The following is a 20,556-nucleotide window of genomic DNA, read 5'->3' on the forward strand; positions in this document are numbered from 1 at the left end:
GTCCATCGCGCCGCTGGGACCGACGGCCTGCGGCAAGAAATGGATGCTGAATCAAGTTCAGCATGACGGAAACAGGGGGCGGAGAAGGATTGTATTGCTGGCGGCCCTGATGCTCGCGGCCCCGGTGCTTTCCGGCTGCGGCCTCCAGCCGATGTACGCCGGCGGCGGCAGCGGTGAAGTGGCGCGGGGCCTCGCGGATATCCAGGTCGCCGCGATCGAGGGGCGCGCGGGCTGGCTGGTCCGCAATGCCCTGGTCGACCAGCTCGGCGCCGGAGGAACAGCGCCGCGCTACCGCCTCGACGTGCGGCTGGACGACCAGCTGGAAGGCTTCGCGCTGCTGTCGGACGATACGGTCGGGCGCGAGCGCCGGACGTTGCGCGCGCGCTATCAGCTCGTCGACATGTCGAATGACGAGGTCGTGCTCGATGCCACGGCGGGCTCCGATGCGGGCATCGACGTGGTCTCGTCCGACTACGCGACGATCGCCGCCGAGCAGGCCGCGCTCGAGAATCTCGCGAAGGACGTCGCGAGCCGGATCGTCACCAATGTCGCGCTGCGCCTGCGCGGCGACACGAGCCAGTGAAGGCGACGCAAAAGGACTTCGCCGGTCTCGCCACGCGCGCGGCGCGCGAGGCCCGCGTCTTCTTCTTCTGCGGTCCCGACGAATCGGGCGCGCAGGACGCCGCGACGCGAATCGTGTCGCTGCTGCCCGACCCGGGCGAACGCATCGAATTGCCGGGCGCGGAGCTGCGCAAGGATCCGGTGAGGCTGGGCGACGAGGCCCGCTCGACCTCGCTCTTCGGCGGTTCGCGGCACATCTGGGTGCGCGCGCAGGGCGACGAGGCGCATGACGCGGTCCGCAACCTCATCGAAAGCGAGGTCGAAACCTGCCCGGTGGTGATCGTGGCGACGGGCGCCACCGACAAGTCGCGCACGGCCAAGCTCATCATCAATCGCGGCGACGGCCTGGTGGCGATGTTCTACCCCCCGGACCTCAGCGCGGTGACGAGCGCGGTGCGGACGATGGCCAACAGCGCCGGGCTCAAGATGGGCGGCGACCTCGCCGAGCGCATCGCGCGCGCCTCCGGCCTCGACAGCCGCATCGCCCGATCGGAAGTCGACAAGCTGGCGCTCTATCTCGACGCCTCGCCCGAAACGCCCCGCCCGGTCTCGGCGGCGGACCTCGACGCCATCGGCGCGCAGACCGAGGATGATGGCTTCGCGCCGCTGGTCGACGCGGTTCTGGGCGGAAGGCGCGCGGCGATCGCGCCCGAGCTCAAGCGGATGCGCGATCTCGGGCTCAACCCCGTCGGCCTGCTGCTGGCCTTCGAGCGGCGCACCGCGCAACTCGCGGCGCTCAACGCCCGGCTCGGGCGCGGCGGCGACATCGCTGGCCTGCTCAAGGCCGAGGCCGGCGCGCGCCGGATCTTCTGGAAGGATCAGCCGGCGCTGGGCGAGCAGCTTCGCATCTGGCGTGGAATGCGGCTCGAGCGGCTGGCGGGCAGACTGGTTGCGCTGCATCAGTCCCTGCTGGCCAATAGCCGGGAGGCGGAACTGCTGCTCGCCGAAGGGCTACTGGAAATCGCCAGAACCGCATGTTCCGATGCCAAACAACGGACAAACAGAACAGCTTAACGGAAACTGCTTTCCCGCTCTGCGTAAAGGTCCATAAGCAACACGCCTATTGCAGCGCAGCATGGCGCGGCCATGTTGTGCCCCGCATCACGCGTGGGGACGTGCAGCGTTTAGTCCGGTAACGGGAGTGCAGATTCATGGATGCGCCGCTTGCAGCGCAACGGGCCCTGAACGAGCCGCCTACCACGGATGAACTGCTGATCGCGCCTTCGCTCGAGCGTCGCCGCCTGCAGTGCTATCTGGCGCTCATGGCCGGCGATACGCTTTCGATTCTGGGCGGTTTTGCCTTCTCGGGATATTTCTACGCGGCCTTGAACGGGCTTACCTATTCGGCCTTCTACGGGATGCTTGTGCTTCCGTTCTTCCTCACGCTCGCGCTCTACAACGGTGCCTATTCCATCTGCGCGTTGCGCGAGGAATGGGCCGGTATCTTTCGCGCGCTGGCGGCGATCGGCGTTGCCGTCGGGGTGGTCCTCCTGGTTCAGTTTCTGACGATGCCCGGCATGGATCTGTCGCGCCTGATGTTCGGGGGCGGGGTCATTCTGGCTGTGATCCTGATGGTGGCGCTGCGCCTGCGGCTGCGCCTGTTCGTGAACTGGTGGTGCGGCCCCAGCGTCATAAACGAACTGATCATCGACGATGGCGGCCCGCACATGCACATTCCCGGCGCCATTCGCGTTTCGGCCGCCGCCCTCGGCTTGCGGCCGGACCTCTACGATCCGAACGCGCTCGATCGTATCGGCCTTGCGCTGCGGAACATCGACCGGGTGATCGTAAGCTGTCCGGCGGACCGGCGGATGGAATGGGCAATGATGCTCAAGGGCGCCAACGTCGATGGCGAAGTGCTGGACGATCAGGTGATGCGGCTGGGCGCGCACGGGGCGCGAACCGTGGGACACTATGGCTTGCTGCTCGTTTCCTCCGGCCCTCTCGGCCTGCGTGACCGGGCGATGAAGCGGGTTTTCGATGTGGTCCTCGCGAGTGCCGCCGTCGTTGCCCTGTTGCCGCTGTACCTTTTCATAACCCTGGCGATAAAACTGGAGGACGGCGGCCCGGTCCTCTTCGTGCAGCGCCGCATGGGGCGCGGCAACCGCTTCTTCAACATGTACAAGTTTCGCAGCATGAGCGCGGGGCTGTGCGACGCGGAAGGCAACGTCTCGGCCTCAAGGGACGACCAGCGCGTCACCCGCATCGGCCGGTTCATCCGTTCCACGAGCCTCGACGAGTTGCCGCAGTTCTTCAACGTCCTGCTGGGCGATATGAGCCTGGTTGGCCCGCGCCCGCACGCCACCGGTTCGCTCGCGGGCGACAAGCTGTTCTGGGAAGTGGACCCCCGCTATTGGCAGCGTCACGGCCTCAAGCCCGGCCTCAGCGGCCTTGCGCAAGTGCGCGGCTATCGCGGCGCCACCGATCACGAACGGGATCTGGTCAATCGGCTTCAGTCGGATCTCGAATATCTGGAGGGCTGGACCATCGGGCGCGATATCCAGATCCTGCTCCTGACGCTGCGCGTCCTCGTCCACCACCGCGCCTTTTGACGCACGCGGGCTGCGTTCAATCCCCGTTGGGGACGCTGAACGTGCCAGAGACGCGCCCGCCCGAAGCGGCCGAGACCCCGCTTTCGAGGTCGATCACGAAGCGCCCGCCGCGCAGCGTGTCACTGCCGCGCTTGAGCGAGGCGTTGCCGACCATCGTAATGATGCGCTGGTTGAAGTCGTAGACCGCCGTTTCGCCCGTCGCCACTTCGTTGCCGCGAGTCACGACGACGCCGCCGCTGGCGGTGATCCGTTGCAGCTTGAGCTGCCCGGTGTCGGTGAAGTTGACCACGGTGCGCGCCGCCCGCAGCCGCAGCTCGCCCTGCCTGATGTCGACATTGCCGCCCAGTACGACGCGGTTCTGCCTGTCCTGCAGTTCGATCCTGTCCGCCGCGTAGTCCACTGGGGCATTGGTGTCGTGCCCCGGAAAGACCTGCGCGCCGAGGTGCTGCGAAGCGGCAAGGGCAACCACGGCGAACAGGGGCGCGACGATCCCGGCGCGGACCGTCTTGCGGAAGAACCTGGGGCGCGGGCTGCTAGGCGTCATTGGGGAATCCTCAGCTTGCCGGGCGTCATGCGCAGCCGGGCGTTGCCTTCGAGCGTGACGGTGCGTCCGTCAAGATCGACCCGCATCGACCGGGCGCTGAACGTGCCCGTGGGCACTGCGCCCCGGACACCGCCGGTGCCGACCGCGGTCTTGTCCTTGATGTCGATCGAAACGCCGTTCGTCACCATCCGGTAGCCGTCGGGCGCGGCGAAGTTGACCGGCCCGCCCACCTCGAGCGTTTCGGTATTGTAGTCGTAGGCCCCGCGCGGGGCGTCGATCTTCGCCGGACCGTCGTTGAGGCTGAGCTGCGCCATCAGGTCCAGCATCTGCACCACCGGCACGCTCGCCGACTCCTGCACGGCGGTGCCGGCGGTGACGGTGAACGCGCGTCCCTGGTTGTCGAGTCCGCGATAGGAGGCATTGGCCACCCGGAGGCGTTGCTGGGTCACGGCCACCTCGTTGCGGTCCAGCAGGAAGCTGACTTCGCCGCGCGGCGAGAGCGGGATGACAATCATCACCGCCGCGACCACGCCGATCGCGGCCGGCAGGGCCTTGGCGAGGAACCCGATCAGCCGGTCATGCGAACCGCCGGGCGCGGCGAAGTGCCGGCGCCTGTTGCGGATCTGGATGGCTTCCACCGACATCGCGCGTCACGCGGCTTCGTGACTGAAGATGTCGTGCTCCGGCCAACCGGCGAGGTCGAGGCGGGCGCGTGCGGGGAGGAAGTCGAAGCAGGCCTGCGCGAGCTCCGTCCGGTTCTCGCGCGCGAGGCGCTCGACGAGGATTTCGTGCATCGCGTGCAGATAGCGCACGTCGCTCGCGGCGTATTCCTTCTGCGCATCGCTCAGCTCGGCCGCGCCCCAGTCGCTCGACTGCTGCTGCTTGGAGACTTCCTTGCCGAGCAGCTCGCGCACGAGGTCCTTGAGACCGTGACGGTCGGTGTAGGTCCGCACCAGTTTGCTCGCGATCTTGGTGCAGAATACCGGCGCGGCACAGGTGCCCAGATAATGCTCGATCGCGGCGAGGTCGAAGCGGGCGAAATGGTAGAGCTTCAGCCGCGCAGGGTCGGCCAGCACCGCCTTGAGGTTGGGCGCGTTGAACTCGCTTCCGGGGCCGAAGCGCACGAGATGCTCGTCGCCCTGCCCGTCCGAAATCTGGACCAGACAGAGCCGGTCGCGCGGCGTGATCAGGCCCATCGTTTCGGTGTCGACGGCGACGGGGCCCGGCGCAAGGGCGCCTTCGGGGAGATCTTCTTCGTGGAGATGGACAGCCATGGTCCGAAAGTGCTTAGGGACTGGGTCGGAGTTTCGCAATGGGCGCCGTGCGCGCCAGGCGCGCCAGCGGCGCGCTTTCGAAAGGGACGGACGCATGGATGCAACAGCGGAGACGAATCCTGCCGGAAGCGCGGAGGCGATTCCGCCTTCCTGGCGCGAGGCGCTGGCGCCAGTGCTCGCCACGCGCGAGGCGCGCCGGCTCGGAGGATGGCTGAAGACCGAGGAGGCCGCCGGCAAGCGCATCTACCCGCCGCGCGGGCACCGCCTGCGCGCCTTCGAACTGACGCCGCTGGACGAGGTCAGGGTCGTCATTCTCGGGCAGGACCCCTACCACGGGGCAGGGCAGGCGCACGGCCTTGCGTTTTCCGTGCAGGACGGCGTGCGCATGCCGCCCTCGCTGGTCAACATCTACAAGGAACTGGCGACGGATTGCGGCGTGAGCCCTCCCGCAAGCGGCAATCTGGATCATTGGGCGCGCCAGGGCGTGCTGCTGCTCAACAATTCGCTGACCGTGCAGGAAGGGCAGGCCGGATCGCACCAGAACAAGGGCTGGGATGCGATCACCGACGCCGCCGTCGCCGCCGTCGCCGCCAGGCCGGAGCCTTGCGTCTTCCTCCTGTGGGGCAACCACGCGAAGAAGAAGGCGATGCGCGTGCCGGGTCTCGCATCGAGCCATCACCTCGTGCTGACGGCACCGCACCCCAGCCCGCTGTCGGCGCATGCGGGGTTCTTCGGCTGCAGGCATTTCAGCCAGGCGAACGCGTTTCTGGAAGCGCATGGGCGCGGCACGGTCGACTGGTAGAACCGGTACCCCGAAGTCGCGGCTTTACTGGTTAGCCGAGGAGGCACCCCGCAGTGAACTGGCCGCGGCCGCAAGCGCGCGTGCCGCGTCTTCCAGCGCGGTCGCCGGATCGACCTTTGCAACCTCGTTGGCAGCGCTCTGCGCCCCGGCGGACGAATCCCGCGCAATCGTCTGCGGGCTGGCCTCCTGCTTCGCGAGAGCAAGTTGCGTCGTCGGCGGCTGGACCGCTTCGGATGGGGCCTGCGCGAGAGTCGTTTCCGGCAAGGCTTCGGGCGGCGGGGTCGCGGTCAAGGTCTGATCCGCTTCGGCCGCCGGCGCGGCTGTGGTCTCCTGCAGTGCAGCCTGCGGCGCGGGGCCGGCGGGCAATGCCGCGGTCCGCTGGGGCTGACACAGCTCAGAGGCCACGGCGTTGTCGCTGATGCGGGCAAGCGTGTAGAGGTCGTTCTCCGAAGCCGACGACGCAAGACGCGAGTATGTGGCGACCGCTTCGCATCGCAGCGTGTCGTGATCGATGATGGAGGCACGGTTTCCGACCTCCGTCTCGTAGGCCGCGAAGGCGGGCATACCGTTTTCCGGTCCCAGCGCCCGAATGAAGTGCGCCTGCAGGACCGTGCGCGAGGCTTCCAGCGATGCCTTGCGGGCCTGAACGAAGGCATTGTAGCTGTTGAGCGTGTCCGGCGCGTCCCGACATCGCATCGCGCCCACCAGAAGCGTCGTCTGGAAAGCGTGCAGCCGGGCGGCGGAGATTTCGTCCGCGTTCCAGCAGGCGGGTGCGGCGGCCAACGCCGGTTGTGCCACAAGACCAAGGGATGCGACCGCCGGGGCGATCACACGAGCGATATATGAGCGAGTCACAGTCATCCTCCATCGGGAAAGGGATGACGGCTTGATCGCTCTGGCAACGCGGATTTGGGTCGCCACCCAAAGTACGCCTGCGCTCTGCGCGCAGGGCTTTTACGTTTTGCTAACGTGCTAATGCAACGTGGTACTTATGCCACAGATTTGCGTGATTCGACAAGGCGTGCGAAGCGAAAGATAGCCGGAAAATCGTGACGAGAACGCTCGCTACGCCGAGGCCCCCTGCACCGCCTCATCCATCACGTAGTGGCTCATGGCGCCGCCCACCGCCAGGTCGCCCATCGCGGCGCGGAACCTGCCGAAGCTCTCCAGATCGCGGGCGGCGACATGGGCTTCCATCGAAGTCCACACGACGTTGAACGTGAACTTGCGCGGGTTTTCCACGCCCCGCCCGAAGCGGACCGAGACCACGCCTTCGCACAGGGCGAGTTGGGGAACGCCCGTCTCGCGCATGGCCTGCGCGAATTTGTCTTCGCTTCCCGGCGCCACCTCGATTTCCGCGATTTCCAGCAGCATTCGATCATCTCCCGCTTTGGAAGGGAGACTTGTCCGCGCGAGGCGAGCGGTCAAGCGCGGGAGGGGGTTGATCGTCGGGGCGGCGGATACACACATGCAAACACGTCATCCCGGACTTGATCCGGGATGACGGGGGGCTTTAGCAAAAAAAGGGCGCGTCTTGCCGCGCGCCCCTTATGGGATGGCCCGCCCCTTTTCCCCCGGCATCGGGTATGATGCTGGTGTTCGAAAAGGAAAGGAGCGGTCCGATGTCTATTTTGATCCTGGGAATTGATCTCGGCAAGAATTCTTGCAGCATCGTGGGCGTTGACGCGCAAGGCGCTGTTGTTGTTCGCCGATCAATGCGGCGCAAGACGCTCATTGAATACGTGGCGACGCTTCCCGCGTGCGTGGTGGCGATGGAAGCTTGCTGCGGCGCCCATCATCTCGGCCGGCTTTTTGCTGCAAAAGGGCACGAGGTCCGACTGATGTCTCCTGAGTACGTTCGGCCTTACGTGAAAGCTCAGAAGAATGACGATCGTGATGCGGAAGGGATCGCCGAGGCGGCCTCCAGACCAACGATGCGATTTGTCGAGCTCAAGAGCCAGGCGCAGCTGGACATCCAGACGCTGCACCGCATGCGATCACGCCTGGTTGCTGAACGCACTGGTCTCATCAATCAGCTTCGCGCCATTCTGTCGGAGCGCGGAACGGACTTTCCGGCCGGGCGTCGCAAGCTCGAGCAAGGGGTCGATGGTTTGCTCGCAGACGGCGATGACACGCTGTCTGCTCGTATAGTCGAGCTGATCACACAACTTCGCGCGGAATGGAGCGAGCTCGATACGAAGATCGAGGCACTGAACGCTGAATTCGTTGAAATGGCGCGCACCGATGCAGCCATGCGCCGGCTGACGACCATACCGGGCGTGGGCGTGCTCAATGCGACGGCGCTGGTGGCAGCTGTGGGTGATGGAAGCAGCTTTGGCAAAGCGCGTGACCTCGGCGCCTGGCTCGGGCTGGTTCCCCGTCAGCACACTACGGGGGCAAGCCTCGGTTGCTTGGAATCTCGAAGCGCGGCAACACTTACCTGCGTACGCTTCTCGTCCACGGTGCGAGAGCCGCCTTACCCTCGCTATCCCAAAGCGACACGCCATTGGGCCGCTGGCTCAAAGCGATGATCGAGCGAGGTGTTCATCGGAACGCGATCGTGGTCGCCCTGGCCAACAAGCTGGCGAGGATTGCCTGGGCGGTCTTGCGTAAAGACGTAGCGTTCGAGCGCGGCCGCCTCGTCGCGGCATAGTCAGATCGGCCACGCACAATGCGCGCGTGGCTCATGAGGTTTGCAGGAAGGATCGTAAAGATGGCCTGAGAGTCGAACGACGTTTGGAAACCCGGTGAATGAAGTGGCATTCGATGCCGTCGCCTTTTGTGGGTCCCAAGCGTGCGGATGTCCATCTTGGCCATGGGCGTGCCCATGAGACCGTATACGTTGACGCAGACTACTCAGAACACCGTAATATCCTCTTGCAGACGGGGCGGGCCATACGTTTCATTCAGATGGCTCGCGCCTCAGCGCGGCAGTTCGCTGGCGCCCATCAGCAGCTCGTCCACCGCGCGGGCGCACTGGCGGCCTTCGCGGATGGCCCAGACGACCAGCGACTGGCCGCGGCGCATGTCGCCGCAGGAGAAGATCTGCTCGTCGCTGGTCTGGTACTTCTCGGTGTCGGCCTTGACGTTGCCGCGCGGGTCCAGCTCGACGCCCGCCTGATCAAGCAGGCCGGCCTTGCGCGGGCCGGTGAAGCCCATGGCAAGCAGGATGAGGTCGGCCTGGAGCGTGAATTCGCTGCCCGGCACCTCGTGCATCCGGCCTTCCTTCCATTCGACGCGCACGCATTCGAGGCCCTTGACGTCGTTGTCGCCGATCACGCGCTTGGTCAGCACGGCCCAATCGCGCTCGCAGCCTTCCTCGTGGCTCGAGGACGTGCGCAGCTTGAGCGGCCAGTTGGGCCAGGACATCGCCTTGTCCTCATGCACCGGAGGCCGAGGCATGATCTCGAGCTGGGTGACCGAGAGTGCGCTCTGGCGGTTCGAGGTGCCCACGCAGTCCGAACCGGTGTCGCCGCCGCCGATGACGATGACGTGCTTGCCGGTGGCGGTCAGCGTGCCGCGCGGCGCGGCGCGCATTTCATCATCGCCCGCGTTGCGCTTGTTCTGCTGGGTCAGGAACTCCATCGCCGGACGCACGCCGGGCAGTTCGGAGCCCGGAATGTCAAGCCGGCGGGCTTCCTCGGCGCCACCGGCAAAGACGACCGCGTCGTAGTTTTCCTTGAGCGAATTGACGGAGACCGAGACGCCGACCTCGATCGAAGTCTTGAACACCACGCCTTCGGCTTCCATCTGCGCCGCGCGGCGATTGATGAGGTGCTTCTCCATCTTGAAGTCGGGGATGCCGTAACGCATCAGCCCGCCGACGCGATCGTTCTTCTCGAACACCGTCACCGAGTGGCCGGCGCGCGCGAGCTGCTGCGCGCAGGCCAGGCCCGCCGGGCCGGAACCCACGACGGCGACCGACTTGCCGCTGCGCTTCCGGGGGATCCTCGGGGTAATCCAGCCTTCCTGCCAGCCCTTGTCAACGATCGCGCATTCGATCGACTTGATGGTAACGGGCTGGTCGGTGATGTTCAGCGTGCAGGCCGCCTCGCACGGGGCGGGGCAGATGCGGCCGGTGAACTCCGGAAAGTTGTTGGTCGAATGGAGGACTTCCAGCGCGTTGCGGTAGTCGTCCTCATAGACCAAATGGTTCCAGTCCGGGATGATGTTGTTGACGGGGCAACCCGTGTGGCAGTGCGGAATGCCGCAGTTCATGCAGCGAGACGCCTGCGCCCGCAGCGCGTCGGGCGCCAGCGGGATCACGAATTCCTTGTAGTTCGTCAGTCGCTCGTCGACCGGACCGTACGTGCGATCATGACGGTCCAGTTCGAGGAAGCCGGTTTCCTTGCCCATCTTCTCTTGATTCCCGATTCTTATTCTGCGGCCACGGAAGCAGCTTCAAGCCGCTCGGCCTCGAGTTGCTTGAGCGCGCGCGCATAATCGCGCGGCATCACCTTCACGAACTTGCCAATGGTATTGGCCCAGTCGTCGAGCAGCGCACGGGCCCGCTTCGAGCCGGTGTGCAGGTGGTGACGTTCAAGCAGGATGCGGATGCGTTCGGCGTCGTGGCGCAGCATGTCGCCCATGCCGAGGTCGTTGACCCCGCCCGTGCGCTGCTGCGGACGGCCCGTGCCTTCGTCCTCATCGGCCTCGGCGGAGACCGGCGCGAGATCGACCATCGCCGTGTTGCACAGCTTGTCGAACTCGCCGTCCTCGTCGAAGACATAGGCGATGCCGCCCGACATGCCCGCCGCGAAGTTGCGGCCGGTCTTGCCCAGCACCATCACCACGCCGCCGGTCATGTACTCGCAGCCATGATCGCCGCAGCCTTCCACGACCGCGATCGCGCCCGAGTTGCGGACCGCGAAGCGCTCGCCGCCCACGCCGTTGAAGAACGCCTCGCCGGAGATCGCGCCGTAGAGCACGGTGTTGCCGACGATGATGTTCCTGAGCGGGTCACGATCGACGTGGGTCGGCTGGCGCACGATCACGCGGCCGCCCGACAGGCCCTTGCCGACATAGTCGTTGGCATCGCCGGTCAGGTCCAGCGTCACGCCGTGGGCGAGCCAGGCGCCGAGGCTCTGACCGGCGACGCCGGTGAGCTTCACGTTGATCGTGTTGTCCGGCAGGCCCTCGTGGCCGTAGCGCCGCGCCACTTCGCCCGAAAGCATCGCGCCGACCGTGCGGTTGACGTTGATGATCGGTTTTTCAATGCGCACCGCCTCGCGCCTTTCGAGCGCATCGGCCGAAGCCTCGATCAGCACGTTGTCGAGCGCGTTTTCGAGCCCGTGATCCTGCGTGCCGCTCCAGTTGAGCGAGGGGCTCTCGCCCTGCGGCGCCTGGTAGAGGATGCGGCTGAGATCGACGCCCTTGGCCTTCCAGTGCGCGATGGCCTTCTTCATGTTCAGCCTGTCCACGCGGCCGACCATCTCGGCAATCGTGCGGAAACCCAGCTCGGCCATGATCGCGCGCAGTTCCTCGGCGACGAAGAAGAAATAGTTGACCACATGCTCGGGCTGGCCGGTGAAGCGCGCGCGCAGGACCGGGTCCTGGGTGGCGACGCCGACCGGACAGGTATTGAGGTGGCACTTGCGCATCATGATGCAGCCCGCCGCGATCAGCGGCGCGGTGGCGAAGCCGAACTCGTCGGCACCGAGCAGCGCCGCGACGGCAACGTCACGCCCGGTGCGCAGGCCACCGTCGGCCTGCACCGCGACGCGGCTGCGCAGGTTGTTGAGCAGCAGCGTCTGCTGGGTCTCGGCGAGGCCGATTTCCCAGGGCGAGCCGGCGTGAGTGAGCGAGGTCAGCGGCGAGGCGCCGGTGCCGCCTTCGTAGCCCGAGATCGTGATATGGTCCGCGCGCGCCTTGGAAACGCCCGCCGCGACCGTGCCCACGCCCACTTCGGACACCAGCTTGACCGACACGCGCGCGCCGGGATTCACGTTCTTGAGGTCGTGAATGAGCTGCGCGAGATCCTCGATCGAGTAGATGTCGTGGTGCGGCGGCGGCGAAATCAGGCCGACGCCCGGCGTCGAGTGACGGGTCTTGCCGATGATCTTGTCGACCTTGTGGCCGGGCAGCTGGCCGCCCTCGCCGGGCTTGGCGCCCTGGGCCATCTTGATCTGGATGTCGTCGGCATTGACGAGATACTCGGTAGTCACGCCGAAGCGGCCCGAGGCGACCTGCTTGATCGACGAGCGCATGGTATCGCCGTTTTCCAGCGGCTGGAAGCGCTTGGGATCCTCGCCGCCCTCGCCGGTGTTCGACTTGCCCCCGATGCGGTTCATGGCGAGCGCCAGCGTGGTGTGCGCTTCCCAGCTGATCGAGCCATAGCTCATCGCGCCGGTGGCGAAGCGCTTGACGATCTCGCTCGCCGGTTCGACGTCCTCGATCGGGATCGGCTGTTCGGCGGGCACGAAATCCATCAGCCCGCGGATGGTGAGCATCCGGGTCGACTGGTCGTTGATGGTCTGCGCGAACGCCTTGTACTTGTCAGGCACGTTGCCGCGCACGGCATGCTGGAGCAGGCCGATATTGTCGCTGGTCCAGGCGTGCTCCTCGCCGCGAATGCGCGAGCCGTAGATGCCGCCGACGTCGAGCATGTTGGCGTAGATCGGGTTGTCGCCATAGGCCGCGGCATGGCGGCGGACGGCTTCTTGCGCGATCTCCGCCAGGCCCGCGCCCTCGATCGTCGTGGCGGTGCCGGTGAAGTACTGTTCGATGAAGGCGCTCGACAGGCCGACCGCGTCGAAGATCTGCGCGCCGCAATAGGACTGGTAGGTGGAGATGCCCATCTTGGACATGACCTTCCGGATGCCCTTGCCGATCGCGTAGATGTAGTTCTTGCGCGCTTCCTCGGCGGTGACCGGCAGGTTCTTGCGGGTGCGGATGTCCTCGATCGTCTCGAAGGCGACGTAGGGGTTGATCGCTTCCGCGCCATAGCCCGCGAGCACGCAGAAGTGGTGGACTTCACGCGCTTCGCCGGTCTCGACGACAAGCCCGGTCTGCATGCGCAGGCCCTGGCGCACGAGGTGGTGGTGCACCGCCGCCGTCGCCAGCAGCGCCGGCATCGGAATGCGGTCCGGCCCTTGCGCGCGGTCGGACAGGATCAGGATGTTCTTGTCCGCCAGCACCGCCTCGGTCGCGGCCCAGCACATTTCCTTGATCGCTTGTCCCAGGCCCTCGGCGCCGGTCTCGGCGTCCCAGGTGATGTCGATCGTCTCGGTGCGGAAGGCACCGTCGAGCGCGGCTTCGACCGAGCGGATCTTGGCCAGGCCCTCGTCGGTGAGGATCGGCTGGCTGACTTCCAGGCGCTTGTGCGTGCCGGCGTCATGGCCGAGCAGGTTCGGGCGCGGGCCGATCATCGACACCAGGCTCATCACCAGTTCCTCGCGGATCGGGTCGATCGGCGGGTTGGTGACCTGCGCGAAGTTCTGCTTGAAGTAGTCGTAGAGCAGACGCGATTTGTCCGAAAGCACCGGGATCGGCGTGTCGGTGCCCATCGACCCGATCGGATCGTCGGCATTCATCGCCATCGGCTCGAGGAAGCGCGAAAGGTCTTCCTGCGTGTAGCCGAAGGCCTGCTGGCGATCGAGCAGCGAAGTGGTCACCGGCGGCAGCTCGTCCAGCACCTCCTCGATCACGTCGAGGTCCTTCAGCATGTACTGCGCCTGGTCGAGCCACTTCTGGTAAGGCTCATCGTCGGCGAGCTTGGCCTTGATCTCCTCGTCCTCGATGATGCGGCCTTCGTCGAAGTCGATCAGCAGCATCTTGCCGGGCTGGAGGCGCCACTTGCGCACGATGTTGTCTTCCTTGATCGGCAGGACGCCGCTTTCGGAAGCCATGACGCACAGGCCGTCGTCTGTGACGAGGAAGCGCGCGGGGCGCAGGCCGTTGCGGTCCAGCGTGGCGCCGATCTGGCGCCCGTCGGTGAAGGCGACGGCGGCGGGGCCGTCCCACGGCTCCATCAGCGCTGCGTGATACTCGTAGAAGGCGCGCCGCTTGGGATCCATCAGCGGATTGCCGGCCCAGGCCTCCGGGATGAGCATCATCATCGCGTGGGACAGCGAATAACCACCCGCGAGCAGCAGCTCGAAGGCATTGTCGAGACAGGCGGTGTCGGACTGGCCATGCGGGATCAGCGGCCACATCTTGTCGAGGTCCGCGCCCAGCAGGTCGCTTTCCATGGTGCGGCGGCGCGCGTTCATCCAGTTCACGTTGCCGCGGACGGTGTTGATCTCGCCGTTGTGCGCCATGAAGCGGTAGGGATGCGCCAGCTTCCAGCTCGGGAACGTGTTGGTCGAGAAGCGCTGGTGCACGAGGCCAAGCGCCGAGACGAACTCGGGATCGCGCAGATCGTCGTAGAACGAGCCAACCTGAGTGGCCAGCAGCAGGCCCTTGTAGACGATCGTGCGGCTGGAGAAGCTCGGCATGTAGAGCTCGGTGAGGCCGGGCAGGTCGTGCTTCTCGGCCAAAGCCGCCAGCGGGTTCTGCGTCTGCTTGCGGATCGCCAGCAGTTTGCGCTCGAAGGCGTCCTGATCGGCGCAGCTCTCACCCCGGCCCACGAAGCACTGGCGAATCACCGGCATCGATTCGATCACGGTCTTGCCGAGCCCGTCGAGGGTGATGGGCACATCGCGCCAGCCGAGCAGCGTCTGGCCTTCCTTGACGATGAACTTCTCGAACTTGGCGACCACGAAATCGCGCGCGGCCTCGTCCTGCGGCAGGAAGCACATGGCGACGGCATAATCGCCCGGCTGCGGCAGGTTGATGCCGGCGCCCTGCGCCCACTTGCGGAACATCTGGTCGGGAATCTGGGTAAGGATTCCCGCGCCGTCACCCAGCAGCGGGTCTGCGCCCACCGCGCCGCGATGGTCGATGTTTTTCAGAATCTCCAGGGCCTGGGTAATGATCGCATGGCTTTTCTGTCCCTTGATATGGGCGACGAAGCCCACACCGCAGGAGTCATGTTCGTTACGCGCATCGTAAAGGCCTTGGGGCTTAGGAAATCCCATCGATAATAATCCGTCCTGTCATTTGCCGGGGTCTGTCAATTTCACGCAGCGCAGAGGTGCGCGAATCGCGCACTATCCGGCACGCGGCATAGTGACCCCACGGTCCCCATGACGATTACAGGCCGTTTTTGCAACCTTTGGACGCAGGATTGGTATCGCGAACACTGAAAATGCGGAAATTTTATTGTTGCCGGCACGGTGCGAACCCCGTGCGGGGCGGGCGCGGGCGGCGCGTTTTCCAGCGCCGCGGCCCCTCACGATCGATGCGCGCGCCGAATATCGGCGTTCAGGCAGCTCCGCTCATGCGCTGCAAAGTGGCGAGCGCGGCGCGCAGGGCCTTTTCGGTTTCCTGGGGATCCTGCCCGTCCGGCGCGTCGAAGGGGCGGCGGCCCTCGGCGGAGGATTCCGCGCGGTCGGTTCCGTGCGTCTCTTCGTCCGGCAGGGACGGCCCGATGTCGGCACCCGATTCGTCGGCGCCCAATTCATCCGTGGGAGAGAGCGAAGAGCGCGGGCCGACGGAACGCGAAATGTTGAGCAGCGAGGAATAGCCTTCCTCCAGCACGTCGCTTTCCTCGTCTTCATACGCGTCCTCGTCCACACCCTCGTCGAGGCCGTAGGCGTGTTGGTCAAGATCGCCGGTCGGGGCGGCGGGCGCGAGGCCGATGTGACGCGGCGGGATATAGCCGGGCAAGGCGTCCTCGTAGGCATCCTCGCCGGAATCGTGACCGACCGGACGCAGCGCGGCCGGCATTCGCGGCGGCTGCGCGACGGGTTCGAATGCCTCGGCTTCAGCGGTTTCGGGTTCAGGTTCGGTGACTTCGGGCGGTGCCGGTGCATCGAAATCGGGTACGGCGCTCAGGCGCGGCAGCCGGACGGGGGGAGCCTCGAAGACCTGCTGCGCGCACTCGCGGGGTTCCGCTTCGGCCGCGACGTCATGGTCAGCCTCGGGTTCCGGTTCGGCCGGGGGTTCCGCGACCCTGACGGCAGCGGGGTAGGCCGCCTCGCTGCGGCACCGGGCCATCGCGAGCGCAAGCCGTTCGAGCAGTTCTACCTGTGAAAGCGCGTCGAGTTCGGCTGAAGCGATACGCTCGGCTGCACCGGCGGCCTCGGTCGCGGGCGTGGCGCCGGCGGTGAAGTCGCCGCCCTCGTCCTTGTCCTCGACACGATCGTATTCGAGGGCGATTTCCTCGTCGTCGTTCGACAGCGCGGGCGGGGCGTAAGGTGTCTGCGGCGTTTCGTCGTCCTCATCGGACCGATCGTCGTCACTTTCCGGCCCGTTGTCGCGGCGTGCGGTGATTTCGTACGAATACGCGTCGAACAGACTGCCCTTAGCAGCGCCTGGCGCTTCTGCCCGGGCGGGCTCGTCGGCGGGCGGCGTGGGCAGCGGCGCGGTCGCGGATTCCTCATCCGCTTCGTCGAAGCTGCCGATCTCGAAATCCGCAATGTCCAGAATCGCGGTCTCGCGAGCGCTCTCCCGCATGGCGCGCACTTTCCACAAGGGCTGCGCGGGCGCCTCCTCCCCGGCCGCGTTCGCGGCGGGAGGGGCCGGAGCCGCCGTTTCGGCGGCCGCCGTCGCGCCGCGCCGGCGCGGGCGCGCCGCGGTTTCAGGACGGGCGATCCGGCGCGCGACGAGCGCGCCGATCACGCCGCCGCTGGCGGTCATGACAAGAGCAATGAGAATGCGCGCGGTCGCGCCCAGCGGCGGCGCGGCCATGGGGAGGAGCGAGTCGATACCGGTCGCGAGCACCGCCTGCTCGATGAGCGCGGGACTGATGGCGACGCTGGCAAGGCCGAACAGCGCGCCGAACCAGAGGGCCACGATCGCGGGAAACAGTGGATGCCGGCTGATCGGCGGGTTGCCGCCCGATTTCCTGCTCGTTTTTTCGGCCATGTCCATCACCTCAATCTCGCGGAAGCGGGCCGGCGTCATGCCGCGACGCCAAGTCCATTTCCAGCGGCCACAGGTGACACCATTTGGTAAACGTCTCGATAACGGGCAGCATTCGCGGCCCAGTCGTGCTGCGCCCGGACGTGCTGGAGCCCCGCCTCGCGATAATCGTCCCACCGCCCGCGATGCTCCAGCATTTCCGCCAGCGTCGCGGCGCAGGCGCGGGGATCGTCGGGGGCGAAGAGCACGCCGGTCGTCCCATGCGTGACCAGTTCCCGGTGCCCGCCGACGTCGCTCGCGGCCACGAGCTTGCCCTGGGCCATGGCCTCGAGCGGCTTGAGCGGCGTGACGAGGTCGGTCAGGCGGCTGCGCTTGCGCGGATAGGCCATGATGTCGGCCAGGGCGTAATAGCGGTCGACCTCGTGATGCGGGACGCGCCCGATGAATCGGATCGCGTCGGCGGCGGGCGAAGCGGCGGCCCGCTCGCGCAGCGCCGCCTCGCACGGCCCGCCTCCGACGAGGAGCAGGCGCGCGTCCGGCTGGCGTTCGGCGAGCAGCGCCATGGCATCGATCAGCACGTCGATGCCTTCATAATCATAGAAGCTGCCGATAAAACCGATCACCGGGCAAGGGCGGCCATCGACTTCAAAGCCCAGCGCGCGCGCCAGTTCGGGGTCGCGCGGCAGGGGCTTGCCGAAGAGCGTCAGGTCGACGCCATTGGGCATGACCGTCACGCGCCGCGCATCGGTGCCGCGCGCGACCAGATCCGCCTTGAGTCCCTCGCAGATCGTCACCACCGCGTCCGCCCGCGCAACCACGTGGCTCTCCAGCCCGCGCGTCAGGCGGTACTTGAGCGAGCCTTCGGTGCCGGTTCCGTTGCCGACGGCGGCATCTTCCCAGAAGGCGCGGATTTCGTAGACCAGCGGAATGCCATGGCGGCGCGCCACGCGCAGCGCCGCCTGGCCGCACAGCGCCGGTGAATGGGCATGCAGGATATCCGGCCGCCACTCCCGCACGGCGCGTTCGATGCCTTGCGCGAAGATTCCGATCTCGCGCCATTCGCGCAGGCCCGCAAAGCCGCTCGCGCGGCCGGCGGTGCGGTGGAACAGCAGACCGTCCGCCTCTTCCACGGCGCCCTCCCCGGCGGTGTGGCGCAGGCCCGTGACGCCGCGCACCTCGAAGCCCATCGCGGCCTGGGCCTTGAGGATCGCACGGGTGCGGAAAGTATAGCCGCTGTGCATCGGCAGCGAGTGGTCGAGAACATGGAGAACGCGCGTCATGGCCCCGAACCCCTAGCGAACAAGGCTTAACGCGGCGTCAACTCGGCGCTGCTATCGCCTGCGATCCATGGTCGACATCTTCGCCCTCGCCCTCTCGCACGGATTGCTCGCGCTTGTCGCGATCCGGCTGCTCTCACGCCCGGAACTCGACCGGGAGGGAGCGGCCCCGAAACGGAGCGCGAAACGCGCGATGCGAGTTCGGTCCGAAAACGAAGGCCCGGCCGGCAATGCTTGACCTCGGCCTGGCGGCGTTCCTCGGCTGCTTCCTGGTGCTCGGCTTCAAGCGCCCGTTCCTCTGGGTGCTGTGCTATCTCTATGTCGATATCGTCGCGCCGCAGCTGATCTCCTGGGGCATCCTCGCCAGCGTCCCGGTCTCGCTGATGGCCTTCGCCGCGGCTTTCGGCGGCTGGCTGCTGTTCGACGACAAACGCGATTCGCGCTTCACGTTCCGGCAGGCGCTGCTACTCCTGCTGCTCGCCTATTGCGCGGTGACCACGTTCACGGCGGTCTATCCGGAGGAAGCGGCGCACAAGTGGTCCTGGGTCTGGAAGGCCCTCGTCTTCGCGATCTTCCTGCCACTTACCGTGCGCACAAGGCTCAGGTTCGAGGCGGTCGCGCTGGTCATGACGCTCTCGGCCAGCGCGCTGATCATAGACGGGGGCATCAAGACCGTGATGGGCGGGGGCGGCTACGGTACGCTGCGCATCTTCGTCGAGAACAACACCGGCCTTTTCGAGGGGTCGATCCTGTCCTGCGTCGCGATCGCGATCATTCCGGTCATCCTCTGGCTGGCGCGTTATGGCACGATCTTTCCGCCCGATTGGCGCGTCCGCGTTTTCGCGGCCGGACTGATCTTCGCCTGCGCGCTGATCCCGGTCGGCACCCAGGCGCGCACCGGGCTGGTCTGCCTGGGCGTGCTCGGCGCGCTCTATCTCAGAACCGCGAAGCACCGCGTGCTGATCGCCGGAGGCATGGCGCTGGCGCTGATGATGTCGCTGCCGTTCCTGCCGCAGTCCTTCCTCAACCGCATGAGCACGATCGAGAACTATCAGGCGGACCAGTCGGCGGGTACCCGGCTCGGAGTCTGGAAATGGACCTGGGACTATGTGAAGGACCATCCCCTTGGCGGCGGGTTCGAGGTCTATCTCGCCAACGAGGTGGCCTACAACACCGTCAACCGCGAAGTTTCCGGCGCCAACGTGACGATTGAGCGTGAGAAAGTGGTGGAGAAGGGGCGCGCCTTCCACTCGAGCTATTTCGAGATGCTGGGCGAGCAGGGATATCCCGGTTTCCTGATCTGGCTGCTGATCCAGGTCAGCGGCCTGTGGCAGATGGAGCTGATCCGGCGGCGCTGGAAGGACCGCAAGGGGCCGGACGAAGCCTGGGCCGCGCCTCTCGCCGTGGCGCTGCAGCAGGCGCATGTGATCTATATGGTCGGCTCGCTTTTCGTCGGCATCGCCTTCCAGCCCTTCATCTTCATGCTGGTGGGCCTGCAATGCGGCTTCTGGAGCTATCTGAAGCGCATCGACGCGACGGCAAGGCCGCGTGGAAAAACACCCCGGCGGGCGGGTCCGCGAGAAGTACGGCCGGCCTGAGCGGGACAGGCCCGATACCCCCTTCGGGCTGTGGTCGCGATGCAACATTTCCGGGGCGTGTATTTTTTCTCGTACCCTGTTCATTGTATTTACGGCAAATTAACCTTTAACCTTCATTCCTCCTATGGTTAATACACGGCAATGTCCGTTGATATGGAGTTAGCTCCTGCGGACTATGGGGCAAAAAGGGGGACTACCTCATGCGAGTGCTGTTGATCGAGGACGAACCGACCACAGCCCGGGCCATCGAGCTCATGCTTTCGGCCGAGGGTTTCAATGTCTATTCGACGGATCTGGGCGAAGAAGGCCTCGATCTCGGTAAGCTGTACGATTACGATATCATACTTCTCGACCTCAACCTGCCAGACATGCACGGCTACGACGTCCTGAAGAAGCTGCGCGTCGCCAAGGTGCAGACGCCGGTGCTGATTCTTTCGGGCATCTCGGAGATGGACTCCAAAGTTCGCTCGTTCGGCTTCGGCGCCGACGATTATGTGACCAAGCCGTTCCACCGCGAAGAGCTGATCGCCCGCATCCATGCGGTCGTGCGCCGCTCGAAGGGCCATTCGCAGTCGGTCATCCGCACCGGCAAGCTGATCGTCAACCTCGACGCCAAGACGGTCGAGGTCGATGGCGCCCGCGTGCACCTGACCGGCAAGGAATACGCGATGCTTGAGCTGCTCTCGCTACGCAAGGGCACCACGCTGACCAAGGAAATGTTCCTCAACCACCTCTACGGCGGCATGGACGAGCCCGAGCTGAAGATCATCGACGTCTTCATCTGCAAGCTGCGCAAGAAGCTCTCCCACGCCTGCGGCGGTGCCAACTATATCGAGACCGTCTGGGGCCGCGGCTACGTGCTGCGCGATCCGGACGAGCAGGCCGAAGCCGCCTGACATCAGTTCCCTTGTGAAGTGAACCGACGGCCTGCCCGAAAGGGCAGGCCGTTTTCCTGGGGGAAGCCCGACTACGCCGCCCATTGA

Annotated in this window: 15 protein-coding genes and 1 pseudogene; 7 read left to right on the forward strand and 9 right to left on the reverse strand. The window is 66.1% G+C overall.

What is annotated here, in order from left to right; translation table 11 throughout:
* Positions 1–109: 109 nt before the first annotated feature.
* The 3 genes from lptE (at position 110) to IEX32_RS02305 (ending at position 3,173) form a co-directional block, all read left to right on the forward strand.
* Complete coding sequence (lptE, locus tag IEX32_RS02295) at positions 110–583, forward strand: LPS assembly lipoprotein LptE (RefSeq protein WP_188768197.1); 474 nt, start codon at positions 110–112, stop codon at positions 581–583.
* Positions 580–1,635 (forward strand): DNA polymerase III subunit delta, encoded by a 1,056-nt coding sequence (gene holA / locus IEX32_RS02300; RefSeq protein WP_188767956.1) that lies wholly within the window; start codon positions 580–582, stop codon positions 1,633–1,635. Before lptE ends, holA begins: the two co-directional genes overlap by 4 nt.
* 137 nt (positions 1,636–1,772) lie before the next feature.
* Entirely contained in the window at positions 1,773–3,173 is a 1,401-nt protein-coding gene (locus IEX32_RS02305; protein WP_188767958.1) for a sugar transferase, read from the forward strand.
* Between the two features lie 16 nt (positions 3,174–3,189).
* Here IEX32_RS02305 and IEX32_RS02310 read toward each other — a convergent pair whose 3' ends face one another.
* The 3 genes from IEX32_RS02310 to IEX32_RS02320 are packed head-to-tail and all read right to left on the reverse strand — an operon-like array spanning position 3,190 to position 4,991.
* Entirely contained in the window at positions 3,190–3,717 is a 528-nt protein-coding gene (locus IEX32_RS02310; protein WP_188767960.1) for an LptA/OstA family protein, read from the reverse strand.
* Positions 3,714–4,361 carry an LPS export ABC transporter periplasmic protein LptC gene (locus IEX32_RS02315; RefSeq protein ID WP_188767963.1) on the reverse strand — a complete coding sequence of 216 codons (648 nt, stop codon included), beginning with the start codon at positions 4,359–4,361 and terminating at the stop codon, positions 3,714–3,716. Before IEX32_RS02315 ends, IEX32_RS02310 begins: the two co-directional genes overlap by 4 nt.
* Before the next feature lie 6 nt (positions 4,362–4,367).
* Positions 4,368–4,991: a ribonuclease D gene (locus IEX32_RS02320; protein ID WP_188767964.1), complete on the reverse strand. Its 624-nt coding sequence runs from the start codon at positions 4,989–4,991 to the stop codon at positions 4,368–4,370.
* Positions 4,992–5,085: 94 nt separating this feature from the next.
* Between IEX32_RS02320 and IEX32_RS02325 the strand changes: the two genes are divergently transcribed.
* Positions 5,086–5,793: a uracil-DNA glycosylase gene (locus IEX32_RS02325; protein ID WP_188767966.1), complete on the forward strand. Its 708-nt coding sequence runs from the start codon at positions 5,086–5,088 to the stop codon at positions 5,791–5,793.
* Between the two features lie 24 nt (positions 5,794–5,817).
* On the opposite strand, the gene IEX32_RS02330 is transcribed toward IEX32_RS02325, so the two are convergent.
* Positions 5,818–6,648, reverse strand: coding sequence for a hypothetical protein (locus tag IEX32_RS02330; RefSeq protein ID WP_188767968.1), 831 nt, complete (start codon positions 6,646–6,648; stop codon positions 5,818–5,820).
* 210 nt (positions 6,649–6,858) lie between these two features.
* Positions 6,859–7,167, reverse strand: coding sequence for a putative quinol monooxygenase (locus IEX32_RS02335; protein WP_188767970.1), 309 nt, complete (start codon positions 7,165–7,167; stop codon positions 6,859–6,861).
* Between the two features lie 248 nt (positions 7,168–7,415).
* Between IEX32_RS02335 and IEX32_RS02340 the strand changes: the two are divergent.
* Positions 7,416–8,446: pseudogene (locus IEX32_RS02340) on the forward strand (IS110 family RNA-guided transposase).
* Between the two features lie 269 nt (positions 8,447–8,715).
* Here IEX32_RS02340 and IEX32_RS02345 read toward each other — a convergent pair.
* The 4 genes from IEX32_RS02345 to IEX32_RS02360 all read right to left on the reverse strand — a co-directional run bounded on the left by IEX32_RS02345 (position 8,716) and on the right by IEX32_RS02360 (position 17,978).
* Positions 8,716–10,149, reverse strand: coding sequence for a glutamate synthase subunit beta (locus tag IEX32_RS02345; RefSeq protein ID WP_188767972.1), 1,434 nt, complete (start codon positions 10,147–10,149; stop codon positions 8,716–8,718).
* Positions 10,150–10,169: 20 nt separating this feature from the next.
* Entirely contained in the window at positions 10,170–14,810 is a 4,641-nt protein-coding gene (gene gltB, locus IEX32_RS02350; RefSeq protein ID WP_188767974.1) for a glutamate synthase large subunit, read from the reverse strand.
* Between the two features lie 286 nt (positions 14,811–15,096).
* The gene (locus tag IEX32_RS02355) at positions 15,097–16,740 is read right to left on the reverse strand and encodes a hypothetical protein (protein ID WP_229735808.1); all 1,644 of its coding nucleotides are present in this window, start codon (positions 16,738–16,740) and stop codon (positions 15,097–15,099) included.
* Positions 16,737–17,978, reverse strand: coding sequence for a TIGR04063 family PEP-CTERM/XrtA system glycosyltransferase (locus IEX32_RS02360; RefSeq protein WP_188767976.1), 1,242 nt, complete (start codon positions 17,976–17,978; stop codon positions 16,737–16,739). Before IEX32_RS02360 ends, IEX32_RS02355 begins: the two co-directional genes overlap by 4 nt.
* A gap of 227 nt (positions 17,979–18,205) precedes the next feature.
* On the opposite strand from IEX32_RS02360, the gene IEX32_RS02365 reads away from it, so the two are divergent.
* Complete coding sequence (locus IEX32_RS02365) at positions 18,206–19,573, forward strand: putative O-glycosylation ligase, exosortase A system-associated (RefSeq protein ID WP_188767978.1); 1,368 nt, start codon at positions 18,206–18,208, stop codon at positions 19,571–19,573.
* A gap of 200 nt (positions 19,574–19,773) precedes the next feature.
* Positions 19,774–20,469, forward strand: a complete 696-nt coding sequence (gene ctrA / locus IEX32_RS02370) for a response regulator transcription factor CtrA (RefSeq protein ID WP_038576013.1) — start codon at positions 19,774–19,776, stop codon at positions 20,467–20,469.
* Positions 20,470–20,556: the final 87 nt, after the last annotated feature.

The sequence above is a fragment of the Novosphingobium endophyticum genome, assembly GCF_014640675.1.
Lineage (GTDB): Bacteria > Pseudomonadota > Alphaproteobacteria > Sphingomonadales > Sphingomonadaceae > Novosphingobium > Novosphingobium endophyticum.